The following is a 26547-nucleotide window of genomic DNA, read 5'->3' as shown; positions in this document are numbered from 1 at the left end:
TCAGGTTGAATTATGTCAAACAATGAGTGGCTCCAGATTAGTCAGCAATTGCACGATGAACTCAATGTCATTAAGCGGGATGCGCTTGTGCCCTATGTGATTTCCAATGATGTGATCTCCAATGAAAGTGAGGATGACAGGATTGATAATGCGCGGAAGTTATACGAACACTTGCTCATTGATGTGGAAATGGGCAGTTGTGGCAAAGCTTCCAGAATTGGAGAAGCGATCGCGGCGGCTCAACTGTATTTCCATCGTTATTTTGTCAATCTAGAAAAGATCACCCCGGAGAACCCTGAAGACACTAAGCTCATCCTCAAAACCTATTGGCAATGGATGAAAAATTACCGGGTGTGGGAAGCCAACCGTCGGGTGTTCCTCTATCCCGAAAATTACATTCGTCCGGAACTGCGGGATACTAAAACGCCTGGTTTTAAAACCTTAGAAGACGATCTCTTGCAGGGCGAAATCACCGAAGATGCTGTGCAACGGGCCTATCAAAAATATCTGGATGAATATACCGAAGTCTCCCGCCTGACCATTGCGGGTGGCTATGTCTACGACTCAAAGGATGGCAGTGGTGCACCAGCAAAAAGTTTGGTGCTGTTTGGGCGGACTAAAACCGATCCGCGCCGCTACTATTACCGCATGGCGCAGTTTTTAGGCAGTGGTCAGGCCACTACCTGGAATGCTTGGCTCAAGGTAAATGTGCAAATTGATGCCGATAAAGTCTATCCGGTGTTTGCCTTTAATCGTGTGTTTGTGTTTTGGGTGAAGCTAGAGACGATCGTTAACAATACCAGTTCCACCGCCCTCACCACCACCAGAACTAACGACAATACCCAAACCGTTAGCACTAACTCCCAGTCCGCCAGCTACGTCCTACGAATTTATTACTCGTTCTATAACCTCAACAAGGAATGGGTTCCGCCCCAGACCCTACGGCCCAAGGATCAAAACGCTGCCCCGATCGAAGTGCGGATTCCCGCGAGTGTTGACATCAGCACCGTTACCAAGATTGGACTCTTGGTGGAAACCTCCAAAAAATTCAAAGTGCCTGGGGCCGTACCTGGGGACGAGGCGATCGGCGAACACGAGAACATCATCATTCAGTGCGCCTACGATACCCCCGCTAGATCCCGATGGGTTCGCATTGGTACTGGTATTGGCTTTGGCTTCACCTTAGTCCCGCCCCGCAAGCCCACGACAACCTCCTATAAAACCTTTAGCCTCACCCCCGAACTTTACGCCCTTGAGTTACCCAATCAAAAGGAATTTGAAAACACGAGCCAGCGTACCTTCCAGAGCATCTTTAAGGAACCCCCCCTCCCCGAAGACCAGATGGTGCTGTTCAATACGGTGCAGCAATCGTCCGAAGGGTCTTGGTTCAGTTTTGACCACAAAGGGGGTAGCTTTCTCTGTAAGCCAGATGTGGCGCTGTTACCATCCGATGCCTGGAAGCCACTGGCGGGAAACCAAGATAACTTGCCTGCCTGGGCGATGATTGATGCAGCGGTGCAGTTGCCCAATGGCAGAGCCTTTTTCTTTAAAAAGGGTACCAATCAACAGCCCCAGACCTTTTTGGCTTCTGCGGCAGCGTTTCCAGGGGCTCTGGAGGAGGAAGAGAAGCCGATCGCCGCGCACTGGGGCAAAGTTAACAACAACATTGCTAAAAACAAGATTGTGCATTCGGCCTATGTGGACAGAACGTCCTCCGATCGCACCAAGTGGAAAACCTATTTGTTTAGCGGTGATCAGTACTTTGTGTATACCAATGGTGCAGCAACGGGCTATGAATGGGTAGATGAAGGCTATCCCCAACTGATTTCCAGCAATTCTGCCCTGCCCCAATGGAGCCAAATTAATGCCGCCTTTCAGGGCAAAGATGGCAAAACCTATTTCTTTAACAATGAAACCCAGAGCTATCGTGTCTCCGGTGAAGCCACCGATCGACGCATCAAAGAGGATTGGGGCAACTTCAGCAGAAACTCTGACTTCATCGCAGGCTTTGTGGCTCCATCTGATGATTCAAGGGCTCCTTCTGTGGATGTGGGCTTTGTCTATAACAATGCCACCTATCTGATCAACAACAGTACCTTCGTCAAATACAGTGAGTTGGCGAACACCCAGACTCCCTATCGCGTGATCGATCGGGGCTATCCCAAAACCCACACCCTCCGCGCCATCCTAGAGGAACTGGGGTATTCCCCATCGGCCCAAGAACGAGAGAGCCTGGGCCAGGAAAAAGTGGTGGCGGCCTACGATCAGGGGACAACCCTCTATCTGGTGACCAAAACAGGTAATAACTATGAATATAAAGACAACCAGTTAACCACCCTATCCTCTAAGGAGGTTTGGTCGGCTGGCTTTGTGGTGGGAGATGTTGTCTATCGCTTTGTGGGTAATCAACTCACGGTCACTAACTCTAAAGTCACCCCACCCAAACCAGAATCTTTCACCCTCAAGCACAGCATTAATGCCGCTTTTGTGGGGATCGATCGTCAAATCTATCTGTTCCGCCAAACGGACTTTATTACCTTCTCTCCGGAGGGGCTGACGGGCCAAAAGGTGGTGAAGCAGGTGGAGGATTGGAGCAATCCCCAAAACAACGTCGCGAAATGGGGCAAAATGGGCGACAACATTGCCTATACGGGCACCATTGATGCGGCTTTTTGTGATGGGGATAAAACTTATCTATTCAGTGGCGATGAATATTCTGCCTACTCGGGGTCCACCTATCCCCCCAACACTAGGTTCTCTCCCGATGAGGGCTATCCCAAAAAACTGGCGACCAACAGTGAGCGCTTCCCAAAATGGGACAAAATCGATGCTATTCTCCAGACCTTCACCTCAGATGGCCAGAAAGGGGAACTCTTTTTCTTCCACCATGCGGAGCCATTCTATACCTCATCCACGGATCTCAGGCTCCGCAATGAAACCGCTGACAAATGGGGCCGAGTCAGAAACAATATCGCAGCCCAAGGTGTGGTGGATGCGGCCTTTGTCAAAGCGAATTGTTTGTTTGTGGCCAGTGGCGACCAAATTTTTCGCTATACCCTGCGCGATCCAGGGGCCAACAGTGCTGCTCCCGACCCTAGCTTGAACGAATTTGTGGATTTTGGCTATCCCAAACAATTCCAATGGGGCGAAGTGGAAGTGAAAAAGACCTCGACGGAGGATAGTGCTCTAGTGATCGTCTCGACCCTGGAGGACGACCAGCTGGCGGATATTGCAGAGCCGCCTATTATGAAAATTGATGCGGCCTTTACCCTGAGCTATACCACCCCGCTGGCTGCGGGTGATAAAACCTATCTGTTTGCGGGGACGCGCTATGTGCAATTGGCTCCGCTGCAAAATCAAGAACTGCAAGAACTCAAAGAAGACCCTGTGTTTAAGCCGATACAGGGCAATTGGGGGAATTTGCCCGATGAATTGCTGACGGGAATTGATGGGGCGTTGGATGCGGTGAATGCAAAGGGTGGACGCAATTTATTTCTGTTTAAGGGCGATCGCTATGTTAAATATCACCTCCAGAATAGCTCCAGCATTCAACCCTTTGAAATTGATTCGGTTCCCTACGAAATTGTTCGTCTGACGACGAGTACTGCCTATCGTCTGAACAAAGCGCTGTTTGCAGGGGGATTGCCTGCTCTGCTCAGCCTCGCCACCCAGGAAATTGATGATACCCCCGCCTTTAGTTCAAAGGCTGTTCCACCCCAATCGATCGCCACAACGATCCAGGTTAACGAAGGTAAGGTCAAAGATGAAAAGCTACCCAGTGGTTCCCATCTCGATTTTTCCAGTGCCAATGGTATTTATTATTGGGAGATCTTTTTCCATGCGCCGTTCCTGATTGCCCAGGCGCTCAATTTGGGTCAGCAGTTTGAGGCGGCCAAGCGCTGGTATGAGTACATTTACGACCCGACGGGCGTCTTTCCGTTCTGGAAGTTTTTGCCCTTTAATCAGCCCGATCGCCCGCCGATCGAGGAAGTTGATCAGGCGTTAATTAATGCCTATTTAACCGATCCCTTTGACCCCCACGCGATCGCGGCTTTGCGACCGATGGCCTACCGTAAAACGATCGTCATGGCCTATCTGGATAACCTGCTGGACTGGGGCGATATGCTGTTTCAGCAATACACCCAGGAAAGCATCAACGAAGCGCGGATGCTCTACATCTTGGCCTACGATTTGCTGGGCGAGAAGCCGGAAAATCTCGGCAGCAAGCTACTGTCAGAGGATCAAAAGTATCAGCAATTGCAAGCAGATGAAGGTGTACAACAGGATGACCAATTGATTCAACAACAGTTGCATCAATCCCATGGGGAGCAATCTACAGAGGAACCACCGATTCGGTTAACGTTGAAGAATTTAACGGACGGCGATCGGGACTATGACTTTCTGGTGTATCCCCTGGAAACAGAAGTGGGGATAACTCCCCATGCCAGTGTGCTCCATCCCTATTTCTTTGTGCCCGCAAATACGGTGCTTCTGGACTATTGGGATCGGGTGGAAGATCGCCTCTACAAGATTCGCCATTGTTTAAATATTCTGGGCATTAGCCAACCGTTACCTTTGTTTGAACCGCCGATCGATCCGATGGCGTTGGTGCGATCGGTGGCTACGGGGGCCAGCCTCAGCAGCGCGATCGCGGGACTCAATGTGCCGGTGCCCCACTATCGTTTTGAGTTCATGCTGCGGAAGGCCCAGGAATTGGCGCAAAAACTGAGTCAGTTTGGGAATGATTTGCTCAACGCTCTGGAAAAGAAAGATGCTGAAGAACTGAGTCTGTTGCAAAATCGCCAAGAGGGCATCATTCTGAACCTGACCCGCGCGACCAAAGTGGATCAGATCGAGGAAGCCAAATACAGTCGGCAGGGGTTGGAAGAAAGTCTCAAGTCCACCACCCACCAAGCCGATAAGTACCAAGAATGGATCGATGGTGGATTAACGGAGCTTGAATCCGCGCAAGTTGCCATGATGCTCCTAGGGTCTGGGTTGATGGTGGGGTCAGCAGTGGTCAAAACGCTGTCGGCGATCGCCCATGCTTTTCCGGATATCACGCTTGGGGTCTTTTCCACTGGTGTAAAAACGGGTGGGGAAAGTACAGGTGAGGCGATCAATAAGGCAGCGGAAGCCATGGAAACCTCTGGGGATGGCATTAGCATGATCGGTGACGCGATCGGGATTTATGCCCAGCACGAGCGATCGAAGGAGGACTGGAAACTACAAAAGGCGATGGCAGACAGCGAAATCATTCAACTGAAGCTGCAAATCCAAGGGGCAATGCTTCAAGAAAAAATGGCGGAGCGGGAGTTGGCTATTCTAGATCAGCAAATCGCCCAGAACGAAGCCATCAGTACTTTTATGCGCGATAAGTTTGCCAATGCCCAGCTTTATCAGTGGATGGCCAGCCGACTATCGGGGTTGTATTACCAGACCTATCAAATGGCCTTCGACATGGCCAAAGCGGCTGAAAAAGCCTTCCAGTTTGAGCGGGGTATCAAGGAAAGCGAGGCCAATTTTATCAGCGGTTCCTATTGGGATAGTCAACGCAAAGGCTTGATGTCCGGCGATAGCTTGGCGTTTGATTTAGACCGCATGGAAAAAGCCTACATTGATGGCAATCGCCGAGGCTTTGAAATTACCCAAAACATTTCTCTACTCGACCTTGATCCGGTGGCACTGCTGAGATTGAAGACGAAAGGTGTTTGCGAATTTGCCCTGACGGAAAGCCTATTTGACTACGATTTTCCGGGGCATTATTGCCGCCAGATTCGCACCATTTCCCTGTCCTTTGACTTTGGCGACAATGCCCAACCCATCCTAGCGACCCTCACCCAACTGACCCACAAGACAGTGCTGGAACCCGACCTCAAAGCAGTGAAGTATCTGCTTGACCCGAAGGATCAGCCACCGGAGTCCCTGCGGCAGGGCTGGAAGGCCAACCAGCAAATTGCGCTCTCCCATGTGGAAGAGAATGAAAAGAACAATGGCTTGTTTGAGTTGCGTTTTGATGACGATCGCTATTTGCCCTTTGAAAATACGGGGGCGGTTTCGACTTGGCGATTGGAATTAAACGGTAAGAAAAACAGTTACAACATCGCTGTACTGCGGGATGTGGTGATTAATTTGAAATACATGGCGGAACAGGGTGGACAGGTCTTTGCTAGTGCGGTGAAGGGAATGCTGAAACCCTATCCTACGGCGCGGTTCTTGGATGTGGCCCAGGAGTTCCCGGATGAGTGGTCAGCCTTTTTGGAGGGCGAAGGGGATGAGTTAATCCTACCCATGAGCCGTGACCTTTTCCCCAATATGAGCAGTAGCAAGATTACGGGTATTTTTGCCAGCTATGACCTCATGGAACCGGGGGCGATGAGCATGATGTTGAATGGCGATAAAAACCTGGTGCTCAAGGACGGTAAGTTCTTGCAAACCAATGGCCTCAGTATCAGCAGTCGTGGTTCGGATTGGCGGTTTGTGATCAATGGCGATCGATCGATTCTCAACAACATCGGTCTCGTCTTCAGCTACAAAGCCAGTGTGAATTAGAAAATCCCATCGTCCGATGAAATATATTCCAGATCACCCCATTCAGCCATGCTTATGAAAAAGAGCTCGTCCTGCAAAAAGAAAGGGGGAAAGACTGATAGCATCTGCGGCTTCAGAGACATCCGCAGTAATGAAGCCGCAGAGCCAGCGCTCACTTGAGTCGTTACAGAAAAAGTTGTAGTAAAACACTGATTAATCAACCAAAGAGGGCAGCAGTATGAGTGGCAGAGGGAGCAAAAAAGGCAAAAAGAAACGGAACCGCAGCGCGTCCGATGTGGACCTGCGTCCCCGACAAAATGCGGGTGCGGCGGCTCCCCTACCCACCCGTGCCCGCAGTCAAAGCACCGGTCAAAGCACCGGCGGCAACGGCACCCCACCGATCAGAACCACGGGGGTCCTGTCAGTCGCCCTGCGTCCGCGCATTCAGCCTGCCTCCGATATCCGTCGTCCTGATCGGTCCACCCCCCAGCCAGCGCGTCCCCGCCCACAGACTGGGGACACCCCAAACACTCCCCGCCCCACCGCCCGCCGCCGAGCCCAAAGCATCCCCGCAGAGATGCCGGCACAATCTCCCAGCCTAGCCCCGCCGCCCCCAGGGACGATCGCTCCCAATGGACCTGCTGCACGTGGCCCTGCCGCACAGCGCCAAAATACCACACTGCGCCTCGCCCTAGGGGATGCCACGTTTGCGCGGTTGCCCAATCTGCTGGTGTCGGTGCCGGGGTTGTCCAGTAAGCCGGGGATGCTGAATTTTCTGGGACAGTACCTCACCTCAGATCAGGCGGAAAGACCCTTATCCCAGCTTCTCCGCGCCATCATGGGCACCGTCGCCATCGATTTCCCTACACCAGACTTGAACTTTTTGTATCGTCACATCGTGGAGGTTCGGCAGCACCCAAATCTCAAAACATTCCTGATCAACGCCCTTGCCAACGGCGTCGATCAAACCCAACTGGAGTCATTCCTTGCCACTATCCAAAACACCGCCGCCGCCACCCTGTCAGACCAACAGTTGGACTATCTGTACAGCAAGCAAGCCACTCTCCAAAACCAACCGGAACTCACGACGTTTCTGATCGCGACGCTGCCGACGCAAGCCGACACCACCGCCCTCGATCAGTTCCTCTCCGAGATTAAAGATACGCCCGCCATGGCCCTCTCCGCGCCGCACTTAGGCTATTTATACAGCAAGCAGGCCGATCTGGAAAATCAACCGGAACTCAAGACGTTTCTGATCACCACCCTGGCGGCTCCAGTTAATCTTCAAGCACCCGTCAATCTTAACGACCTAGACCAGTTTCTCGCCGACATCCACAAGACGGACACCATGCAGCTTCCATCGGCGCAACTGGGCTATCTGTATCGTCAACGGGCACTGTTCCACGGTCAGCCCGGTCTCCAGGAATTCCTCACCACGACCCTCGCCACCGACGGCGACCTGGCCCACGCCGAATTGGATCAGTTTCTACCGACTATTCAGGGCACCCTCGCCGTTACGTTTCCAGCGACCCATTTGGGCTATTTGTATGACCTGCGGGCCGATCTGAATCGTTCGGCGATCGCCGCCACCCCGGCCCAGGCAGATAAGTTTGTCCAGCAGACCGTTTTGGAGTTGGCGATCGACCGATTGCATCAACAGACCCTAGGACCGGTCAAAGCGGAACTGGACACTCTCCGCAGCTTTGGCTACAACGAGCGCCTCTACCGCTATGTGCTCAAACAGGCCGTGCAGATGGGTAAAAAGAACCTCGCGCAGGATTTAGCCGATCTGACCACCCAGGAAAAGCAGGCGCTGGCGGCGATCGCTCCCCAGGTGGAGAATCCAGGCCCCGCCCCCACCGTCGAGGGCTCCACTAAAAACGCGAGAAGAGCCGCCGCCGAAGCCAAAGCAGCCTGGGATCTCAAAAAAGCTAACTATGATGATTTCCTGGAAAAACAGCGGCCCATCAAAGAGCAGTATAAGGTGCAGCGCGATCGCCTCAAGCTTCCGGCCACCCAAGAAACCTACACCAATGCCGCAGCGGCGCTGCATCAACAGTTTGTCGCGGCAACGGGGTTCCATACCGATGCCGAATGGAGTCTCACCACGGCCCAGGGCGACATTGCCCAGGCTCAAATTCTCTTCTCCACCTGTCAAACGGTACCCATGAAGGTCGTCGGGCAATGGGCGGTGAAACAGAAGTTTGACAATGGTCGCCTGCAAACGCTCTTGAATTTAGCCGCCACCCTAAATCTGAACCCGGCTGAAAAAATTATCGCCGTCGCTCCGTTCATCCTGGACTGCCCCGTCCTCGCCACCAACACTTGGCTGACCAATCATGCAGCCACCACGAGTGTAGACCTGCTGAAAACGGATATCGAACTCCTGCGCAAGCATACCAAACCCGCAATCCAGGCCCAGACCCAAGCCCTGCTGATTCAAGCCATTGGTTTGGAACCCAATCGCGCAACCCTCAAGCAGTACAACACGTTCCTAGTGCATCCCGTTGTGGGCGCGGAATTGGTGCAGTTGATGCAAAATCGCACCGCCGCACTACCGCAAAACCAAGACACGGACACAGCGGCGGTGATCAAATTTTTTAATGCCTTTGCCCACAAATTGGATGATTTAGCCACTTTCCTGCAAGCCGCAACTCCCCGGCCCGCGGGCTATGCCAGCCTAGGGAATATCTGTGCGTTGGTACAGTTTGATAAAAATAACGGCTCACCCATTGGTGATGTGGAGTGGGCAATGCGAGAGGCTCGTCGGCATAATGTTGGCCAACCCTATATCCAACATATTTTGACCCGTTTGAAAGAAAAGGTCGCCAAAGCGAGTATCCAAGATCACGACATGGGATATCACGAATGGTTACTCGTGTCGGGGCAGCCCTGGGGAAATGTGACCGTGACTACCAGCCCATTCGGCACCAATAAGTGGACGGGTATTTTTGAACTGACGATTAATGGCACCGCCATAGAAATCCATAACCACTTCACCCAAGCGCCGGTCACTGGAGACGGAGAACAGTATTCCCTACACCTCAAGCATGGCAAGGCGAGCTTTGAAAAAGGACCTGAACTGACGCCCAAGGATAAGAGCGTTTACCAAACCATTTCAACCCAATGCCGCGCGGCCTACATCGCCTTTGTGGATAGGTCTTGGGGTATCTATGACATCCCGAAGAATTGATCTGAAGAATTCATTCTAAGCACCCGACGGGTGAATCTCCCACTGACCTATGTCACCCAAACGAAAAAAGCACATCGTTCAGAAACTGCCCAATACCGAAGCTATTCATAATCTGATCGAGTAACTCGCAGCCTTACTGACCAAACAAGGGGATCTGGAAATGCCCCTGCCCCCAGCAACCAAACAGGTTTTTCTGAAGAAGAAGACCCAAATTATTGATTCTTGAGTACACCTTATTTACCTTTAGCAAACTCATCCAATTAAACAATGTCCACCAGTAAACGAACTAAAAATCGGGGAAAGCGCAAAAGTGACTCCCGTTCTAGCCTGACTGACTCCGATCGCAGCAGTTCACGACGCTCCTCGCTGGACACCCGCCGGGAAAAAACGAAGGACAAAGAAAAAAGCTCTGCCAAAGAGACAGATGATTTGGTGTCCGATCGCCCCACCGTGCCCATCCGTCGTGCCTCAGCCCCAGAACTCCGCCGAGGAACTGCCGATACCCGATCGCGATCGGCTTCAGAGGATCGATCTCGCGATCGGGCCGATTCCACCGCTGACACGGCTCCTAACCCCTCTGCTCAACCCACCCGCAGTCGCTTACAACGCCAGAATGCTGAGCGACAACTAGTTGCCTCGCCCAAAAATGTCGAAATCGAAGCCCCACCCAAGCCCCGCATTGATTTGAGCAAGCTACAGAACGCCACTGTCCGGCGAGAAGCGGCCAAACTCGCAGCGCGGGTGGATAAATTCCAAACGGGGTTGGACATTGCCCAAATCGGCGGCTATAAAGTCCTGTCTGGCATGAGCGTGGAAGGCACCCTGCAAAAAATCTTTGAACTGGCCGATGCCAACGGGGATGCTAAATTGCTGCGTCAACTTTCCGATGCTACGTCCTTTAAAGGGAAGCTCTCCATCTTCCAGCCCACGACTGAAGGCGGTCGAGCTGTAACTCGCATCGCCCAGCTTTACAACGCGATCGCGGGCGATGGTAGCTACCAGACTGTCAAGACAAACATTAGCAACCTCGCCAACGATGCCACCACCCTGCGGCAAATGGCCCGCGATGTCAACGTTTTGCAAGGGTTGGATAATGCCGAATACGTCGATGCAAATCGCTTGCTGCGCACCGTGGCAGGAGTTCCGGCGCAACCCATCAGTGAAACCAACCGTGAGTGGTATCTCGACCAAGCGAGCCTGATGAAAGCCTATCGGGATCTGAACAACACCAATCCCGCCCTGCAAAAGAAACTAGCCCTGACCATGCTGCAAAGCTACGCCAAAGCGGCCCCCTTGGGTGCTGCCAAAGCGGAAGAGTTGGGAGCCCAGGCGTCGCCTTTGCTGAACCAACCCGGTTTCTACTACCGCAGTGCCGCCACGAATCCCTTGCTGGAAGCTGTGCTCATCAACTTTTGCAAAGATATGGGCGTGAATATGGGTAGTGCTCACTTGGTAGATAATGCGACCTTTCGGGAAGTATTGGGGCGAGAGTATGGCACCGACGGGGTCAATACCCAAATTAGCAACAATACCGACTACACCAACGCCTTGCAAGATCTGTTTGCCAAGGCAGACCGAGGCGAATTTCCCACCCATCCCGTCATTCTCGACATTACAAATCTGTTCAAGCAGGGCAATCGACAACCCAATGACATGAGTGCGATCGCCAAGACGCTGGAAAGCACTTTTTTGAATGAAGCTGAAAATTTTCTGAATACCCATCCCAATGTGGATCAGAAAAAGTTCGCGGACATGATGAAGAATCTCCAGATAGGCGCGATGACGAACCACAAGGGCGTGGATGTATTCCTGACGCCTCCCTTCCTGTTCCGGGATGGTGAAGCGACGGATTCTCCTTTGCAAAAGCAGTTACTGAAGGACGCTAAGCCCGTGGGTACCAATGCCCACATGGCGTTTTTCACCGCGATCGAACATAGCATGATCCATTCCGGCTATCGGCTTGACCCCATCCAAGCCCGCAAAGCATGGCTGGAAGTGGCCGATCCCACAGCGATTCTCGGCAAGTACGGCATTCAGATGACGGAACTGGCGACTGCGGATAAACCTACGCCCAAGGTCTTTGCCAGCTTGGCGGATTTAATTCAGCATCCTACGTTCGATCGGTTTGAAAAACTCGCTAACGAACCCAACGCCCCACCCTATCTCAAAGCCCTCCCCCAGGCGACAACGAAACTTTTGCGGGGGCTGCTGGACTACAACAAAGACACCGGCGGCGTGGACAAAGCCATGGCGGATCAGGGGTTGGATGAAGTGCTGCAAACCGCCTATTTCCGGATGCTGAATGCCATGGCTAGCGCTGTGCAAAATCGCCAGGATTTAGTGGGCTTCATGAACCAGATCGAAGTGCTTCAGCAGCAGGTGGCCACCCTGGTGTCTCTCCTGGAACCTTATGGAAATGACGACTTCGGGGATAGTTTGCGCAGCCGATTAACCGATCCCAACGGCCCCAACGATCGCCCAGTCATTCCCCTGGATTTAGATGAACCCGGTGTGCAGCTTAAACCGTCGTCGATGCATTGTTTAGCCAGCATCCTGTCCAGTGTGGAAGCGTTGAAACAGGGGAATGACCTGAATGTCTGTGTGGTGAAGGATCACTACTATGAATCTGCTGGAGCCATTACCACTGCCAATACCTACAGCGTTTCTCAATTTGATGGTGATGCCGTTCGTGATACCGATGGTACAGGACTTAAAGCACTCGATCCAAATAGCATTCAGGGCAATAAGCCCTTGGATTTATACGTGTGTGATTTTCACCACAATATCTCCCTCGATCGAACGCACTATCAGATCGAAAATCTTCAGCACCATGTGGATGAGTTGTATCGCAATCGGTTGGTTGCAGACAAGTTTACGGTGGCGATCGATTGCACGATCGATTTTGTTAATTCCGAAGATGTGCAGGCATTCCTAGCGCACAATAAAGCTCGCATCGAATCTGGCCAACTCAATGTTGTGCTGTTTCGTAGTGCCCAGAAATTCGATATGTTTGGCATGGATAACTACTACGGCGGCTTTACCGTCAGCATTAACGATCACGCAACCTTTGCGGATTTTAATACCCGCATGGAAGCGCCGGAAGACCAACTGAAAGGGACGAGCCTTCAGGGGCTGACCCATATCGGCGTGAATGCGTCTGAGGATACCGATGCCTATCGCGAGGCGTTGATGGCAAGCACTAAGCGCTTCTACAAGGCATTACCGGACGATTTGATCTGGAGTGAAGGTTCCACTTCCGCTATGCAGGTTGCTAAGACTGATGATCCCAATGCCGTGTTTCTTGACATTAAGTTCCCCGGTAATGCTCCAGCCTCGGAAGCGTTTATGGAGCGGCTCAAGCAGTTCGCGATCGATGAAAAGCTTCCCTTGACCGGACGGGCCAGCTTTGGCTTTGCGACCACAAACCTGAACCTGATCCATGGTGAAAAAACGCGACTGACGCCGGGACTGGAAGGGCCAGCTATCCAAGACCGCTACATCGCCTTTTTCAAAGCGGTGCATAAAGCGACCAACGATGCTGATGCAGAGGGCAGACAACAGGGGCTGACGGGAGATCAACTGAATAATTTTGTGGCAGATAAAATCAAAAATATGGTGATTGATAAGTAATCGGAGGACGACCATTGGTTCTTATCATCCAGATAAATCTGTGGTGTAACGTTACTCCACGATCGGATCGGGGTTTGATTCTACGGGGTTTGGGTCCTCGGTAGAAGTCTGCTGAGCCCGTAGGTATCTGCCCCAATATTCCTTGGAGACTTTGCCATCCTTGCGTACCGATCGATACCAGTAGGGGCCATGGGATTTTTCGCCTTGGGCACACCAACAATTAGGCTTGCCGCATTTGCGATATTCTTCGCGCCAGCCGTGGAGCGGGTTTGGTTGTCGATCGAGTTTAGAGGTTGCACTCACCTCGATCGCGGTATCAATAGCAGTCTCAATTGCATTGTCGATCGTAGCCTCAATAGCGGCCTCGATCGTGTTATCGATTTCATTGTCGATCGCGGCATTTGGATGATGGGGTGAAGAAGAATCGGCTTGGATTTGCGATCGCCGTTGTTCTAGAAGTTGATGGATGGACTGACTTAAGGCTTCCAGTTCCGAGATTGAGAGGACTTCCGCTTTTTTGAGAATGGCACGGAGGGGTGATTGGGGCGGCATAACAAACTCAGAAAGAAGATTAGTACTCGTCGTCATTGTCGATCTCGGTCATGGCTTGCAGCATTTCCACGACTGTTGCAAATTCTTCGGGGCTGAGTTTTGCCGTTGTTTTGCGAAACTGCTCCATGACAAACCATTTATACTGCGGTAATGACCATCCCAAACGATAAAATTCCCGATTCAGCGATCGCATGAGTTTGGAGTAGTCTGCGATCGGGAGTTGGTTGGCAAAATCTGGGACGAGGTTGGGAGGCTGTTGTTTGGCGGTGAGTTGGAAACAATCGATTGGATAGTCTGCCATCACTTCTTTGAGCAAGCGCGGCGGTTGATCCCAAAAGTGGTCAGGGCAGAGATACCAGTCCCAGGCCGTTTTCACCCCTTCGGAACCGGGGGGAGCCGCATAGACGATCGCCTCTAAACCTTCATCGTCGGGGCGGATATATTCTGTCTGAGCTGCCTGTTCTAGCCAATCGAGTTCTGCATCTGTCAAGCATCGGGGAACCATCCCTTTCGGCATGCGGGGAAACCCAAAGCCAGCGTCCCAAGGATCGTGCAGCGGCAGATCAAGGAGATCCAAAGAAACTTCAGACTCGAGCGGATTGACCATATAAAAAAGTGAGAGAGGTCATGCGGATAGTGCCGTGCTCCTATTATAAGAGAGACTGATGATGCGCCCCTCCCTGCTAGCGATTCCCGATCGATCGTCGGCAGGGAGAGACGCGCCGCAAATTGTCCGCTCGTTAGTCGGGCAGGTAGCGGGTACAGAGGCTCATGACGCTACCCATGGGCAGGGTGAGCAGTTGTTCCCGAATCGCATTTTCCGTGGCCAGCCAGGGCAAAGGACGGCTCCAGTCTCCCATGGAGGCAAAGCCCCGTTGATGCAGATTTTTGATCGTTTCCAACACATCTTGCCGATCGCCGATGACTAACACACGCACGGGGCGTCGTTCTCGGCTGGTTTCTCTGCGGGTCAAAATTGCAGCGGAATCCATCGATCGGCCTTCACTGGCGCGATCGTCAATGTACTCAGTCATCGTGAACTTCTCCTATGTTTTTGGTCTTCCGGTAAGAAAACCAAAAATCTAGCCATCCTGCCTCTTTGCAGCGACGAACAGGAGGGCTTTTGGAGTGCTAAAATCTCCAAAGCCTCTGCGTTGCCTGGTTCAACGGAGGGGTCAGTCATTCAGGGTTGCGCCACAACTCTGGATGACGATGACGACCAGATTTCTGGGTTCCGGCTATTCCCCGCCGTCATGGAAGGAATAACTTAATGGACAACCTTACGGGATTTTTTTGATCACGTCAACTCTTGAATTGTTAACTCTTTTTGCTAAATCTTTGTCAGCAAAGTTTGCGGGGCGACCCCAGAACAGGTGGCAACGCTGACAGAAGGCACAGCCGCCGGACTAGCAATCAGGGCGATCGATCCATCGGCCTTGCGTTGAAACCCGGACGCTTGCACAAGTACAGGTTGAGTTGTGGGTTTTTCGGCGATCGTGTGTGGCTGGTCACGATAGGCAGACAGATCACGCAAATCATTCCAAGTGATATAGTGCATCATTTGTTGGGTTGGATTGGGCGGTAATCCTCCCCGTCCTGTTGCTATAAATTTGCTCCCTTGCGTCTTCGAACACCCCGTTGCGATTTTTTGACTTGGGTCAGTTACATTCACAGGTAATTCCGTTAACCCTGCATTCGGATCAGTCCCGATCGTATCGACGTTTACAGTTCCATTCACCCCAAACTCAGAACTGGCCGTGATGTCATTGTCAGGAGTTTGTTGTAGCCGATAGACAAGGCCAAAGATTCCTTGAGTCGTAATTTGGATGTTCCCTCCCTGTCCTTGAAAAGCATTGGCAACAATATCACTATTCTCAGTCCCGACTAGAAATTGGTTTCGGATTGTGATGTTGCCGCCATTGCCACTTCCACCAGAAGTTGCTGTAATTTGACTGCCGTGACGTAGCAAAATCAAATCGCGGGCTTGGATTTGGATATTTCCCCCTTGTCCTGAAAATGTCGAAGCTCGTATATTTCCACTATCTAAAATGATTTGATTCGCTTGAATATTTAATTGCCCCGCGTTGCCAATGCCACGATGGTATACATTCACCATCCCCTGATTACGAATGATCAGTTGTTCTGTATTTAAAGTGAGTTCCCCAGTATTGCCAGTCGGGCGTGTGGGTAGGTTATAAAATTCCTGCCCAACGAAACCTGAAAGAAAAGCACTAGTCGCGATCGAAGCGTAGTTGTCAATCAAAATGTCTTTCGCTTGAATGGTTAAATTTCCTGCATTTCCCGTCGCAGAAGTTGCACTCAGGATACTTCCCCCATCGAGCGCTGCTAGATGGGTGGTTTGCAACGTCACATTACCCGCATGACCACTCCCAAAGGTGAAACTGCCCAATGAGCTGGGGAGAAGGGGAAACGGATGATACCCACTGACTTCGATGGAATCTGCAATCTGCAACAGCACATCGCCTGCATTGCCTAAATTATTCGCTTGGGCACGATCGCCTAAATTGCCCACAACAGGTAATGTTGAAGTGCCTAGCCCAGCTCCCGCTTTCACGAGTAGTCTTGGCGTAATCACCCTCACCGTTCCCCCATTACCAGCTCCAATGGTGCCACTGCCCAAGTAGCTGATTTGATTGGGACGATCTAGACTGGTTCCACTGAGGGTAATGGACTCGCGAGCTGTCACAGTTACATCGCCTGCATTGCCCAAGCCCGAGCCTGGAACGCCTGCTAAGCGTGCGGTTATGGTGCCCACTTGGGCTCCGTTCGTGAGGTTCAGTGTGCCTGTAGAAAGTTGAACCGCTCCCCCGTTCCCCTGTCCCAACGTATTACTAGCAATACCGCTGGACAGTAAACTGAGGGGACTGATTCCACTGGCGGTAATATCTTCCGTTGCAGCAACCGTGACATTGCCGATCGCGCCTGTTGCGCCAGGTAAGCCTAATGTCCCGATGAAACCACTATCGGTGAGTCGGATTTGCCGTGCAGCGATATCCAAATTGCCCCCTGCGCCAGAAGCATACACACTGCTGCCAATGCGACTGCTACTGCTCCCGCTCGGGACGAGGGGCGATTTGATTGCAACAGTTCCATTTGCGGAGATCGTTTCTGCCCGAACCTGAAGATCACCGGCTTTACCAGAACCCAGGCTGAGGGTTTCGATCGCGGCACCATCCTGTAACACCAAGTTACCTGTTTGAATATTGATACTTCCACTATTGCCACTGGCTCCCTGTCCCACAAAATTAACAATCCAGGCACCGGGAGCTTGGGCATTGGCATAGATGCCACCGAGAGTTAGCGATCGCTGGGCTTGAATCTGGATATTGCCACTGGTTCCATTGCCGATCGCTGCTGCTGCAATTTGAGATTGGTTTAAGACCACATCCCGTCCCACGACCTGAATCCCACCAAAGGGATTAGTCACCGCAGCCGGAGCCCACAACGACGATCGTTGGGTTAAATTCACGTTACCCAATTCCTGCGCCTGGGCATATCCCAATTGCCAACCCACAGGAGTCTTAGCCAAGCCGACAGTCCCGTTAGTCACCGCACCTAATTCAATTCGCCCAGCCGGTGCAGTGACAACACCGCCAGAAAATGTGACATTCCCACCCACTAAAGCGAACGTTTTTCCAGGACTGGCAACCATCCCTGGATTAGCAGTGGGAAACATCGCATCATTACCTCGTCCCTGCACCGTGATTGTGGTGGAAGGATTGCCCATTTGCAGACCGATCGGCGCACTCATCGTCAATAGTGGTGGGCTACTAGGATTCGTTGCACTAAACACTGCCCCATCAGCAAACTGGATACTGCTAGCAGTGGTGCCAATAAATGAGCCACCTAGATTCAACGAGGCATTGGGGCCAAATAAAATACCACTCGGATTGAGCAAAAATAAGCTGGCAGCGCCATTCGCTTTAATCAGTCCATTAATGTTAGACGCTGTGCCTCCGGTCACCCGTGCAAAGATATTCTGTACATCCAGCGCATTATTGAAAAAAGCAGAACCACCCGTCGGCACGGATAATTGACTGAAGCTGTGAAATAAATTACCGCCCGATCGCCCGCCTCCATCGATCGTAAAGTTCAGTGCATCGGGACTGGTCACTGTCGTCGGCAAGCTACTGTCCGGAATCACTTGAGCAATAGCACAGTCTATTCCTGATAGTAAACCAACGAAACAGCCCAACACACCCAAAATAGATCGAGTCTTCATCCGAACCCACACTTCAGAGATTTCTGCCTAGGGTGCCCGGATACTGTGGCGTCTAGTTCAGTGAACTAACGTAATCCAGTTTTCCATCTTTAGAGGGTATGAGCCGTTTTCAGGCTCTGTATACTACAAGTCGCGATCGTTGGTATATTCACTGGTACAGGACTGGCAACTAGGGCGATCGTGCCATCGGCCTTGCGTTGAAATCCCGAGGCTTGGACGAGCCTTGGCGGTTCAGCAGCAACCAGGGCGACGGTTGCTGATTTGTTGCGATAGGCGGAGAGATCTCGTAGATCCTTCCAGGTTCGATTGTTCTGTACTTCCTGATTGGGGTTCTGAGGTAGTCCCCCCCGTCCCGTTGCGATAAACTGGCTCCCTTGCGTTGTCGCACAACCCGTTGCTATTTTTTGGCTCGGATCAGAGATATTGGCGGGTAATTCCGTTAACCCTGCGTTTAGATCAGTGCCGATCGTATTCACTTGTACATTGCCACTCACGCCAAACTCTGAACTGGCGGTGATATCATTTTCGGGGGTTAAGCGATCGCGAAACTTTAATCCTAGAATTCCCTGGGTCGTAATGTTAATATTACCGCCACGACCTCTAAAAGCATTGGCAATAATGTCACTGTTTTCTAATCCCACAATGACAGGTGCACTGAGTGTAATGTTTCCTCCATTTCCCTGTCCCCCTGCCGTTGCATTAATAAAACTGCCATAACGCATTAACAACAAATCACGGACTTGCAAATTAATGTTTCCCCCACCGCTGGCTCTGGTTGAAGCTGAAATACTGGCTTGATTCTTGAGTTGAATGGTATCTGCATTGATCGTCAAATTTCCCGCCTGTCCCAATCCCAGGTTTTGTACAAAAACCGTGGCACCGTCGCTGATTCTCAAGATGGGTGTGTTAATCGTTGTATCGCCTGAAACGCCTCTAGAGTTGGGATTGCTAACAGGACGAACAGCGGTGCCAATGTAACTAGGATTTGCTGAGTCTCTCACCCCTGTAACGTTTATGGATTCCGAGGCATTGATTGTGAGATTGCCAGCATTGCCTAAAATAATACTCGATGCAGAAACTCTTCCCCCTGCTTCTACTGATAGCGTTTGCGTATCGATCGTTAAATTCCCAGCATTTCCACTGCCAAAGGTTGCAGCGGACAGTAAGCTGAAGTAATTTCCTTTGGGAGCCCCTTCCGTCGAAACTTGAATGGTATCGGCATTGACTGTCAAGTTACCCCCATTGCCCGTGCTGTAGGGTCTTGCTGCCACATTTGCCCCTGCCAAAACCGACAAATTTTGTGTCGTAATGGCAATGCTTCCCCCTTTGCCAGAAGAATAGGTAGACGATAGGATTTGGCTTACCGATCGAAACGCATTGGGATCTCCCGCTGCAAACCCACTGACCTGCATATTTGTTGTATTGATAATAATATTGCCACTGGGTGCGGAACTGAAGGTTCGATCGAGTATAAATCCACCCTGATCAACTAAGACATTAGGCGTGTTAATGTAAATATGACCTGCGGCTCCTGCGGCTACGGTTTCATTGACTAAACTACTTGAACTTCTGAAATCTGGAGATTTACCTACAATTTGCAAAGATTCCGTAGCATTGACTGTAATATCTCCCCCCGTTTGGTTGGCGCGATTTTGGACTAAGACCAAAGACCCCTCGCGCAGACTGACTTGCTTCCCTTGAATTTGAATGGGGCCACTCCATCCCCCTGTTGTTGCATTGCGGGTAGAAGCCAACGCCCGTTGATTCATTTGAATATTGCCAAAATTGCTGGCTTGTGGATAACTCAAGACAAATCCCTGTGGATTCTCCGTCAGCGTAATCGTTCCCTGGGTTACACTGCCCAATTCAATCCGACCATGCGGCGCTGAGAGCAATCCTCCATTTAAGGTGATATCCCCCCCCACCAAGGCCAAGGTTTTACCCGGTTTAACTTGCAAACCTCTTGTTCCCAAAGTCAATCCAAAGACTTGTTGAGATTCACTCAGTTGGCCATTGTGCCCTGATCCTTGAACGGTAATTGAGCCTGGATTACTTCCCATTTGCAGGCCGATCGGTGCGCTTATTGTTAATAACGGTGTACCAGCATTCACACTACCAAATGTTGTACCGTCCGCAAATTGAACACTACTTGCAGTGGTTCCCACAAATGAACCGCCAAGATTGAGCGATGTATTGGGGCCAAACAACACCCCACTGGGATTGAGCAGAAATAAATTGGCTGTTCCATTGGCTTTAATTAGCCCATCAATATTGGAGGCTGTACCGCCAGTGACTCGCGCAAAGATATTTTGTACCGTCAGCGCGTTATTAAAAAAAGCAGAGCCGCCTGTGGGTACGGAAAACTGGCTAAAGCTATGAAATAGATTGCCACCAACTAGATTGCCATTATTGATTGTAAAGTTATTCCCTGTTGCATTGACTGTAGTGGATAAGCTGCCGTCAGGACTGACTTGAGCTAGCGTAGAAAGGGCAGTAACTGATAATAGCCCGATCGCAAATAACGACGCATCGACCATTCTCCTACGCATAAAACCTGGCTCCTTACCAAAATTGTTTGTACTAAGACTTTTAACAAGCTGAGACTAGCTTACCCAAATCACTACATTGGGGAACAAAGTGGCTGATTTTACAAGATTTAGCTGAAAATTAGGTCAAAAAGCGCTGGATTTTGCTAATTCGATTTTGCGGATAGTAGTCTTAGGGATAGGTCGTTGCAGCCATCGTAGACCCCTGACTACAAGTCGCGATCGTTGGTATATTCACTGGCACAGGACTGGCAACCAGGGCGATCGTGCCATCGGTGTTCCGCTGAAACCCAGCGGCTTGCACTAGGGCCGGTTGAGTTGTGGGGTTTGCGGCGATCGTTCTGTTCTGGTTACGGTAGGCAGATAAATCGCGTAAATCATTCCAAGTCCGATCTCCCGCCACTTGCTGATTGGGGTTCTGGGGAATGCCGCCTCGCCCCGTTGCCACAAACTGACTGCCTTGATTAGCATTGCATCCCGTCGCGATTTTTTGACTGGCATCGGCTACATTTACAGGGAGTTCCGTTAAACCTGCATTGGGATCAGTCCCGATCGTATTGACTTGCACATTGCCACTCACACCAAATTCTGAACTAGCAGTAATATCATTCTCTGGTGTTAGAACATTACGATACTTGAGTCCCAGAATTCCCTGGGTTGTAATATTAATGTTTCCTCCACGACCTTTGATCGCATTGGCGATAATGTCACTATTTTCCAAGCCCAACAGAATGGGTGAGTAGATTGTAATGTTTCCGCCATCGCCTGTTCCCTTCGTTGAGGCACTCACCAAACTACCATGGCGCATCAATAAAAAACTGCTGCTGTTGATATAAATATTGCCACCATTGCCGGACGTGGTGGAGGCTGTAATGCTAGCGAGATCGTCCAGCACAATGGATTGAGTGCCCAAGCGTAGATCTCCCGCTTTTCCAGGCCCATCATTTCGAACACTGACTGTTGCGCGATCGATGATTTTTAAGGAGGGAGTATTGATTATCACAGTCCCTGCATTGCCCATTGGAATAGGAGGGACTCTCAAGTAAGCTTGGGTTCTAGGATCAACAATTTCAACCGCTGCCAGCAATCGACTCGGGAGGGTCAGCCCTTCTGCTATTCCCCGAAGTTCAACGGACTCCGAAGCATTGACCGTAATATTTCCCGTTGAGCCATAAGCTAGCGCCGTCGAACCAATCACACCACTATCTCGTAGTAATAATCGTGATGTGTTAATGAAGACATCGCTAGCATTACCAGCCCCAATACTGCTTGACACGATCGAACTTGATGAAACTGTTGCTGGAACTGCATCTGCAATCTCAATCAAGTCTGCTACATTCACTGTTACTTTCCCCGCTTGGCCAGTACTCGCGGTTGCAGAAAAAAGACTCCCCCCCTTCAAAAGTTGTAAATCCTTCGCTGAAACTTGCACCTCGCCAGCGTCACCCATTCCAAAGGTCACGCTCCCAATTCCCGAAACATTGTAGGGATTGCTCTGATTAAAGCCATGGACTTCTAAGCGATCGCGAATATTGAGAGTTAGGTTGCCGCTACCTCCCGGCGTAAATGTCTGGGACTCGATTCGGCCCCCTTCCTGTACAACCAGTTGATTCGCCGCAATCTTGATACCCTCTACATTTCCCATACCTAGGTTGGTTGAATTAATGGCGCTTCCCCACATCCTATCCGCTGTATTTCCTATGAGGTGGATAGAATCCGTTGCATTAATGACAATTCCGCCCGCAGGCTGGGAACCAAAGTTGTTTTTCAAGACAAAAGATCCGTCAGTTAAGTTGATGTTTCTTCCCTGTAAGGCGATCGAACCACTATACCCACTGCCATCTAGCAAAGATTGATTCGCAAGATTGATATCTCCAAATTGCGAAATGCCTGAATAGTCACCGACCCACCCCGTCTGAGTTGGATTAAGGCTGACTTGTCCTTGATTGACGCCACTGACTTCTAAATGCCCAATGCCTTTGATTGAAAGAATTCCACCAGAAAAATTGACAGTCCCACCAATTAACGCCATTGTCTGTCCAAAGCCCGCTTGCAATCCGATCGGGTTTTGGCTGATATCAAACGGTAGAAAGCCGCCCCCTCCAAGTTGATGGCCCGTATTTTGGACTGTGATCGCTCCTGGATTTTGTCCCATTTGCAGACCGATCGGGGCACTCATCGTCAGCAATGGTGGGTTGTTTGGATTCACGGCACTAAACGCAGTGCCATCAGCAAACTGAACACTATTAGCTGTCGTCCCAATAAACGAACCGCCAATATTCAGCGAGGCATTCGGGCCAAATAAAATGCCGCTGGGATTGAGTAGAAATAAGCTAGCAGTGCCATTGGCTTTAATCAGCCCATCAATATTCGATGCAGTGCCTCCGGTCACCCGCGCAAAGATATTCTGCACATCCAGGGCATTGTTGAAAAAGGCTGAGCCCCCCGTCGGCACGGAAAATTGGCTGAAGCTATGGAATAAATTACCGCCCGATCGTGCTCCATTGTCGATCGTAAAGTTCAGGGCATCGGGACTGGTTACCGTTGTCGGCAAACTCCCATCCGGAATCACTTGCGCAATGGCACAGTCTATCCCCGACAGCCAACCCACGAACAAACCCAACACACCGACGATCGATCGAGCGTTCATCAGAGATCCCCAGAAACGTCTGCCCTAGGGTGCCCGGATACCGTTGCGTCTAGCTCAGTGAACTAACGTAATCCAGTTTTCTATCTTTAGAGGGCATGAGCCGTTTTCAGGTTCCGTCCGCTACAGGTCGCGATCGACGGTGGATTTACGGGTTCAGGTCTAGCAATGAGTTCGATCGTTCCATCGGTATGACGTTCAAACCCTGACGCTTGAACCAACATAGAGGGAGCCGCCGGACTGGCAGCAATCTTACTGGAATGGCCACGATAGGTAGATAAATCCCGGAGGTCATTCCAAGTCCGATCGCCTGCGACTTGCTGATTGGGGTTCTGGGGAATACCGCCTCGACCCGTTGCCACAAACTGGCTACCTTGATTCGGAGTACAGCCTGTTGCGATTTTTTTACTCGCATCTGTTACATTGACAGGGAGTTCTGTTAAGCCTGCATTCGGATCAGTGCCGATCGTATTCACCTGTACATTGCCACTCACGCCAAACTCTGAACTAGCGGTGATGTCATTTTCGGGGGTTAAGCGATCGCGAAACTTGAGTCCTAGAATTCCTTGGGTTGTAATATTAATATTCCCGCCACGACCTTGGTTTGCATTGGCGATAATGTCACTATTTTCTAAACCCAAGATAATCGGAGCGTCGATCGTGACATTTCCTCCGTTACCGGTTCCTCCTGCCGTTGCACTGATGACGCTGCCATGCCTTAGCACCAAGGTTTCCCCCGTGATAAAAATATTGCCGCCCTCGCCAGAAGCCGCTGCTGCGGTAATACGACTTTGGTTAGTCAGTACCGTAGAACTTGCATTAATCCGAACATTGCCTGCACTGCCTGGGCCATCTGCTTTGACCGTCACAAAGGCACCCTCTGTAATCCGTAACAAAGGTGTATTAATCGTCAAAGATCCTGCATTACCATCCGGAATGGCGGGTAACTGGAGCACAGCTTGAGTAATCGGGTCGAGAATTTCAGCCGTAGACGCAATGCGGGCCGGAAGAATCGATCCGGGGGCTTGGCCGCTCACTTCAACCAATTCCGAAGCATTCACTATCACATTACCCGCCGCACCTTTGGCAACTGCACTCGATCCTAAAATGCCACTATCGCGAACGACCAACTGCGCTGTATTAATCACGGCACTGCCTGCATTGCCGGTTCCACTGGCCGAATTAATAATGCTGCTGGATAAAGTTGTCAAGGGATTATTCCCTGCAATCTCAACTAAGTCTTGGGCAGTAATCTTCAGGGTTCCGCCTGCTCCCGATCCTGTGGTTAAAACACTGACACTCCCACTATTCAAAATTCTTAAACTGTTCGTTGAGACGGTTACATTTCCCGCCTGTCCTGCCCCCAGCGTAATGGAAGTAATTGAACTCACCGCAGGAGGTACGAAGGGAACAAAACCATCAACCTCGATCGCGCCTGCCACATTGACATTAATATTACCTCCCATAGCAGGAGCAAATGTCCAATTATGAATATTGGCACCATCTTTCAGCAATAACTGGGCTGCCGAAACATTTATATCTCCGGGTGACGTTAAACCTAGGTTATCAATCTGGATGAAACTATTTAACAGACCATTGGCCGTTGTGCCGTTGAGACTGAGAGTGCCTGTGGCCTGAAGGGTTATGCCTTGGGCTGGTTGCTGAAATCCCAAGTTTTGCAACAACGCCCCCGACCCATTGGCAAACGTAATATTTCGCCCCTGTAATTGGATGGAACCCCCGCTGCCACTGGCATCTAGCAACGATTGGTGATTGAACAGAATATCGTTGAATTGCTGAACGGCGGAGTAATCGCCGACCAGTCCTTGAGGGGTTGAGTTCAGCTTGACGGTACCGTCACTGACACTGCCCACTTCCAAATGGCCGCCCCCTGCCGTCGTCAGCAATCCCCCGTCAAAGTTGACCGCATTGCCAATTAACGCAAGGGTTTGTCCAGCCCCCACTTGTAGCCCTGGAGGATTTTGGCTGCGATCGGCGGGGGCAAAAAAGCCTACAGTTACCTGATGTCCCGTACTCTGCACGGTAATGGGCGCTGAATTTTGTCCCATTTGCAAGCCAACGGGTGCACTCATGGTTAACAGGGGTGGCCCAGAATTCACGGCACTAAATTCCGTCCCATCGGCAAATTGAATACGACTCGCTGTTGTTCCAACAAATGAACCTCCCAGATTCAGCGAGGCATTGGGACCAAACAAAATGCCGCTGGGATTGAGCAGAAATAAGTTCGCAGCCCCATTTGCTTTCAGCATTCCATCGATGTTCGATGCAGTCCCACCCGTGACCCGCGCAAAAATATTTTGTACATCCAATGCATTATTGAAAAACGCAGAACCCCCCGTCGGCACGGACAATTGGCTAAAGCTATGAAATAAATTACCGCCCGATCGACCGCCCCCGTCGATCGTAAAATCCTGATTATTGGGCGTCGTAATCGTCGTAGGTAATGTGCCATCGGGCACGACCTGAGCCCAAGTTGCTCTCGCCTCACAGAACGCTAATCCAAAGGCTAAAACCAGCAGCGGCAAGACTTTACTACTCATAATTGCTCTCTGGAATCGAGATTGTTGGCAAAAGAACATTTGACAATTGATTCGCTTAGTCTGCCCTAATGCAAGTGCCTCATACCAGATTGACTCAAGATTTTAAAATTGTTCATCATTTGGACTGAACTATGAAGTTCCTGACGCGAAACGGGCCGACAGCCGGGTCTTTTAGCTGTGGATCGTGACCACGATCGAGCATTACTCCAAGTCAAACGTTCATCCAACAATGTGCTGAAAAACAACGGAACTTCAAATAAAAACTCCCCCATTTCTGGGAGAGTCATTCAAATGATTGTGACAATCTATAGCTAAACTGTCAGGTAAACCGTCAGTTACACATCTTAGGAGATTTCCAGGAACAAATCTACCCAGCAGCAGGTTGAATCAGGATGCATCGCTGATTTTGAGAGTGAGATTCCTTTAACATAAGTATTTGGGTTAAACACAACGATGGGATGAATTCCCTTCCAAGTCATCGTTCGTGCCCATTGCAGCATGGTGTTGAGATCTTTAGACCTCCTGCATGAATAGTGGAGTGATGTGCCAGTTAGAGCAGGAGGTAGGAGAATAAGAATGTTGCCCTCAACATTTCTGTGGAGAGAAGATGAGCTACCAAGACCTTGAGTCGCTGTCGGATGGTG

Annotated in this window: 11 protein-coding genes; 3 read left to right on the top strand and 8 right to left on the bottom strand. The window is 50.8% G+C overall.

Translation table 11 applies throughout. The features are described from left to right. Window positions 1–12: 12 nt before the first annotated feature. The 3 genes from ACN4EG_RS17810 to ACN4EG_RS17800 all read left to right on the top strand — a co-directional run bounded on the left by ACN4EG_RS17810 (window position 13) and on the right by ACN4EG_RS17800 (window position 13354). Window positions 13–6552 carry a Tc toxin subunit A-related protein gene (locus tag ACN4EG_RS17810; RefSeq protein WP_431631441.1) on the top strand — a complete coding sequence of 2180 codons (6540 nt, stop codon included), beginning with the start codon at window positions 13–15 and terminating at the stop codon, window positions 6550–6552. Window positions 6553–6769: 217 nt separating this feature from the next. Next, window positions 6770–9724, top strand: coding sequence for a hypothetical protein (locus ACN4EG_RS17805; RefSeq protein ID WP_431631439.1), 2955 nt, complete (start codon window positions 6770–6772; stop codon window positions 9722–9724). 267 nt (window positions 9725–9991) lie between these two features. Further along, window positions 9992–13354, top strand: a complete 3363-nt coding sequence (locus ACN4EG_RS17800; protein ID WP_431631438.1) for a hypothetical protein — start codon at window positions 9992–9994, stop codon at window positions 13352–13354. A gap of 51 nt (window positions 13355–13405) precedes the next feature. On the opposite strand, the gene ACN4EG_RS17795 is transcribed toward ACN4EG_RS17800, so the two are convergent. The 8 genes from ACN4EG_RS17795 to ACN4EG_RS17760 all read right to left on the bottom strand — a co-directional run. After that, on the bottom strand, window positions 13406–13942 hold the full coding sequence (locus tag ACN4EG_RS17795) for a DUF6788 family protein (RefSeq protein WP_431631437.1): 537 nt from the start codon (window positions 13940–13942) through the stop codon (window positions 13406–13408). Then, window positions 13926–14513 (bottom strand): hypothetical protein, encoded by a 588-nt coding sequence (locus ACN4EG_RS17790; protein ID WP_431631436.1) that lies wholly within the window; start codon window positions 14511–14513, stop codon window positions 13926–13928. The genes ACN4EG_RS17795 and ACN4EG_RS17790 overlap by 17 nt, the downstream gene beginning before the upstream one ends. 133 nt (window positions 14514–14646) lie before the next feature. After that, window positions 14647–14940 (bottom strand): hypothetical protein, encoded by a 294-nt coding sequence (locus ACN4EG_RS17785; RefSeq protein ID WP_431631435.1) that lies wholly within the window; start codon window positions 14938–14940, stop codon window positions 14647–14649. A gap of 296 nt (window positions 14941–15236) precedes the next feature. Next, the gene (locus tag ACN4EG_RS17780; RefSeq protein WP_431631434.1) at window positions 15237–18149 is read right to left on the bottom strand and encodes a two-partner secretion domain-containing protein; all 2913 of its coding nucleotides are present in this window, start codon (window positions 18147–18149) and stop codon (window positions 15237–15239) included. Between the two features lie 89 nt (window positions 18150–18238). Beyond that, complete coding sequence (locus ACN4EG_RS17775) at window positions 18239–20698, bottom strand: two-partner secretion domain-containing protein (RefSeq protein ID WP_431631432.1); 2460 nt, start codon at window positions 20696–20698, stop codon at window positions 18239–18241. Window positions 20699–20867: 169 nt separating this feature from the next. Further along, the gene (locus ACN4EG_RS17770) at window positions 20868–23345 is read right to left on the bottom strand and encodes a filamentous hemagglutinin N-terminal domain-containing protein (protein WP_431631431.1); all 2478 of its coding nucleotides are present in this window, start codon (window positions 23343–23345) and stop codon (window positions 20868–20870) included. Window positions 23346–23431: 86 nt separating this feature from the next. Next, window positions 23432–25903, bottom strand: coding sequence for a two-partner secretion domain-containing protein (locus ACN4EG_RS17765; protein ID WP_431631429.1), 2472 nt, complete (start codon window positions 25901–25903; stop codon window positions 23432–23434). A 344-nt stretch (window positions 25904–26247) separates the two neighbouring features. Continuing rightward, a partial coding sequence (locus ACN4EG_RS17760; protein ID WP_431631428.1) for a hypothetical protein occupies window positions 26248–26547 on the bottom strand: 300 nt, incomplete at its 5' end.

Source organism: Alkalinema pantanalense CENA528, assembly GCF_050753345.1.
GTDB lineage: Bacteria > Cyanobacteriota > Cyanobacteriia > Leptolyngbyales > Leptolyngbyaceae > Alkalinema > Alkalinema pantanalense.
The sequence above is the reverse complement of the archived record's forward strand: the minus strand, read 5'-3'. Positions and strand labels throughout refer to the sequence as shown.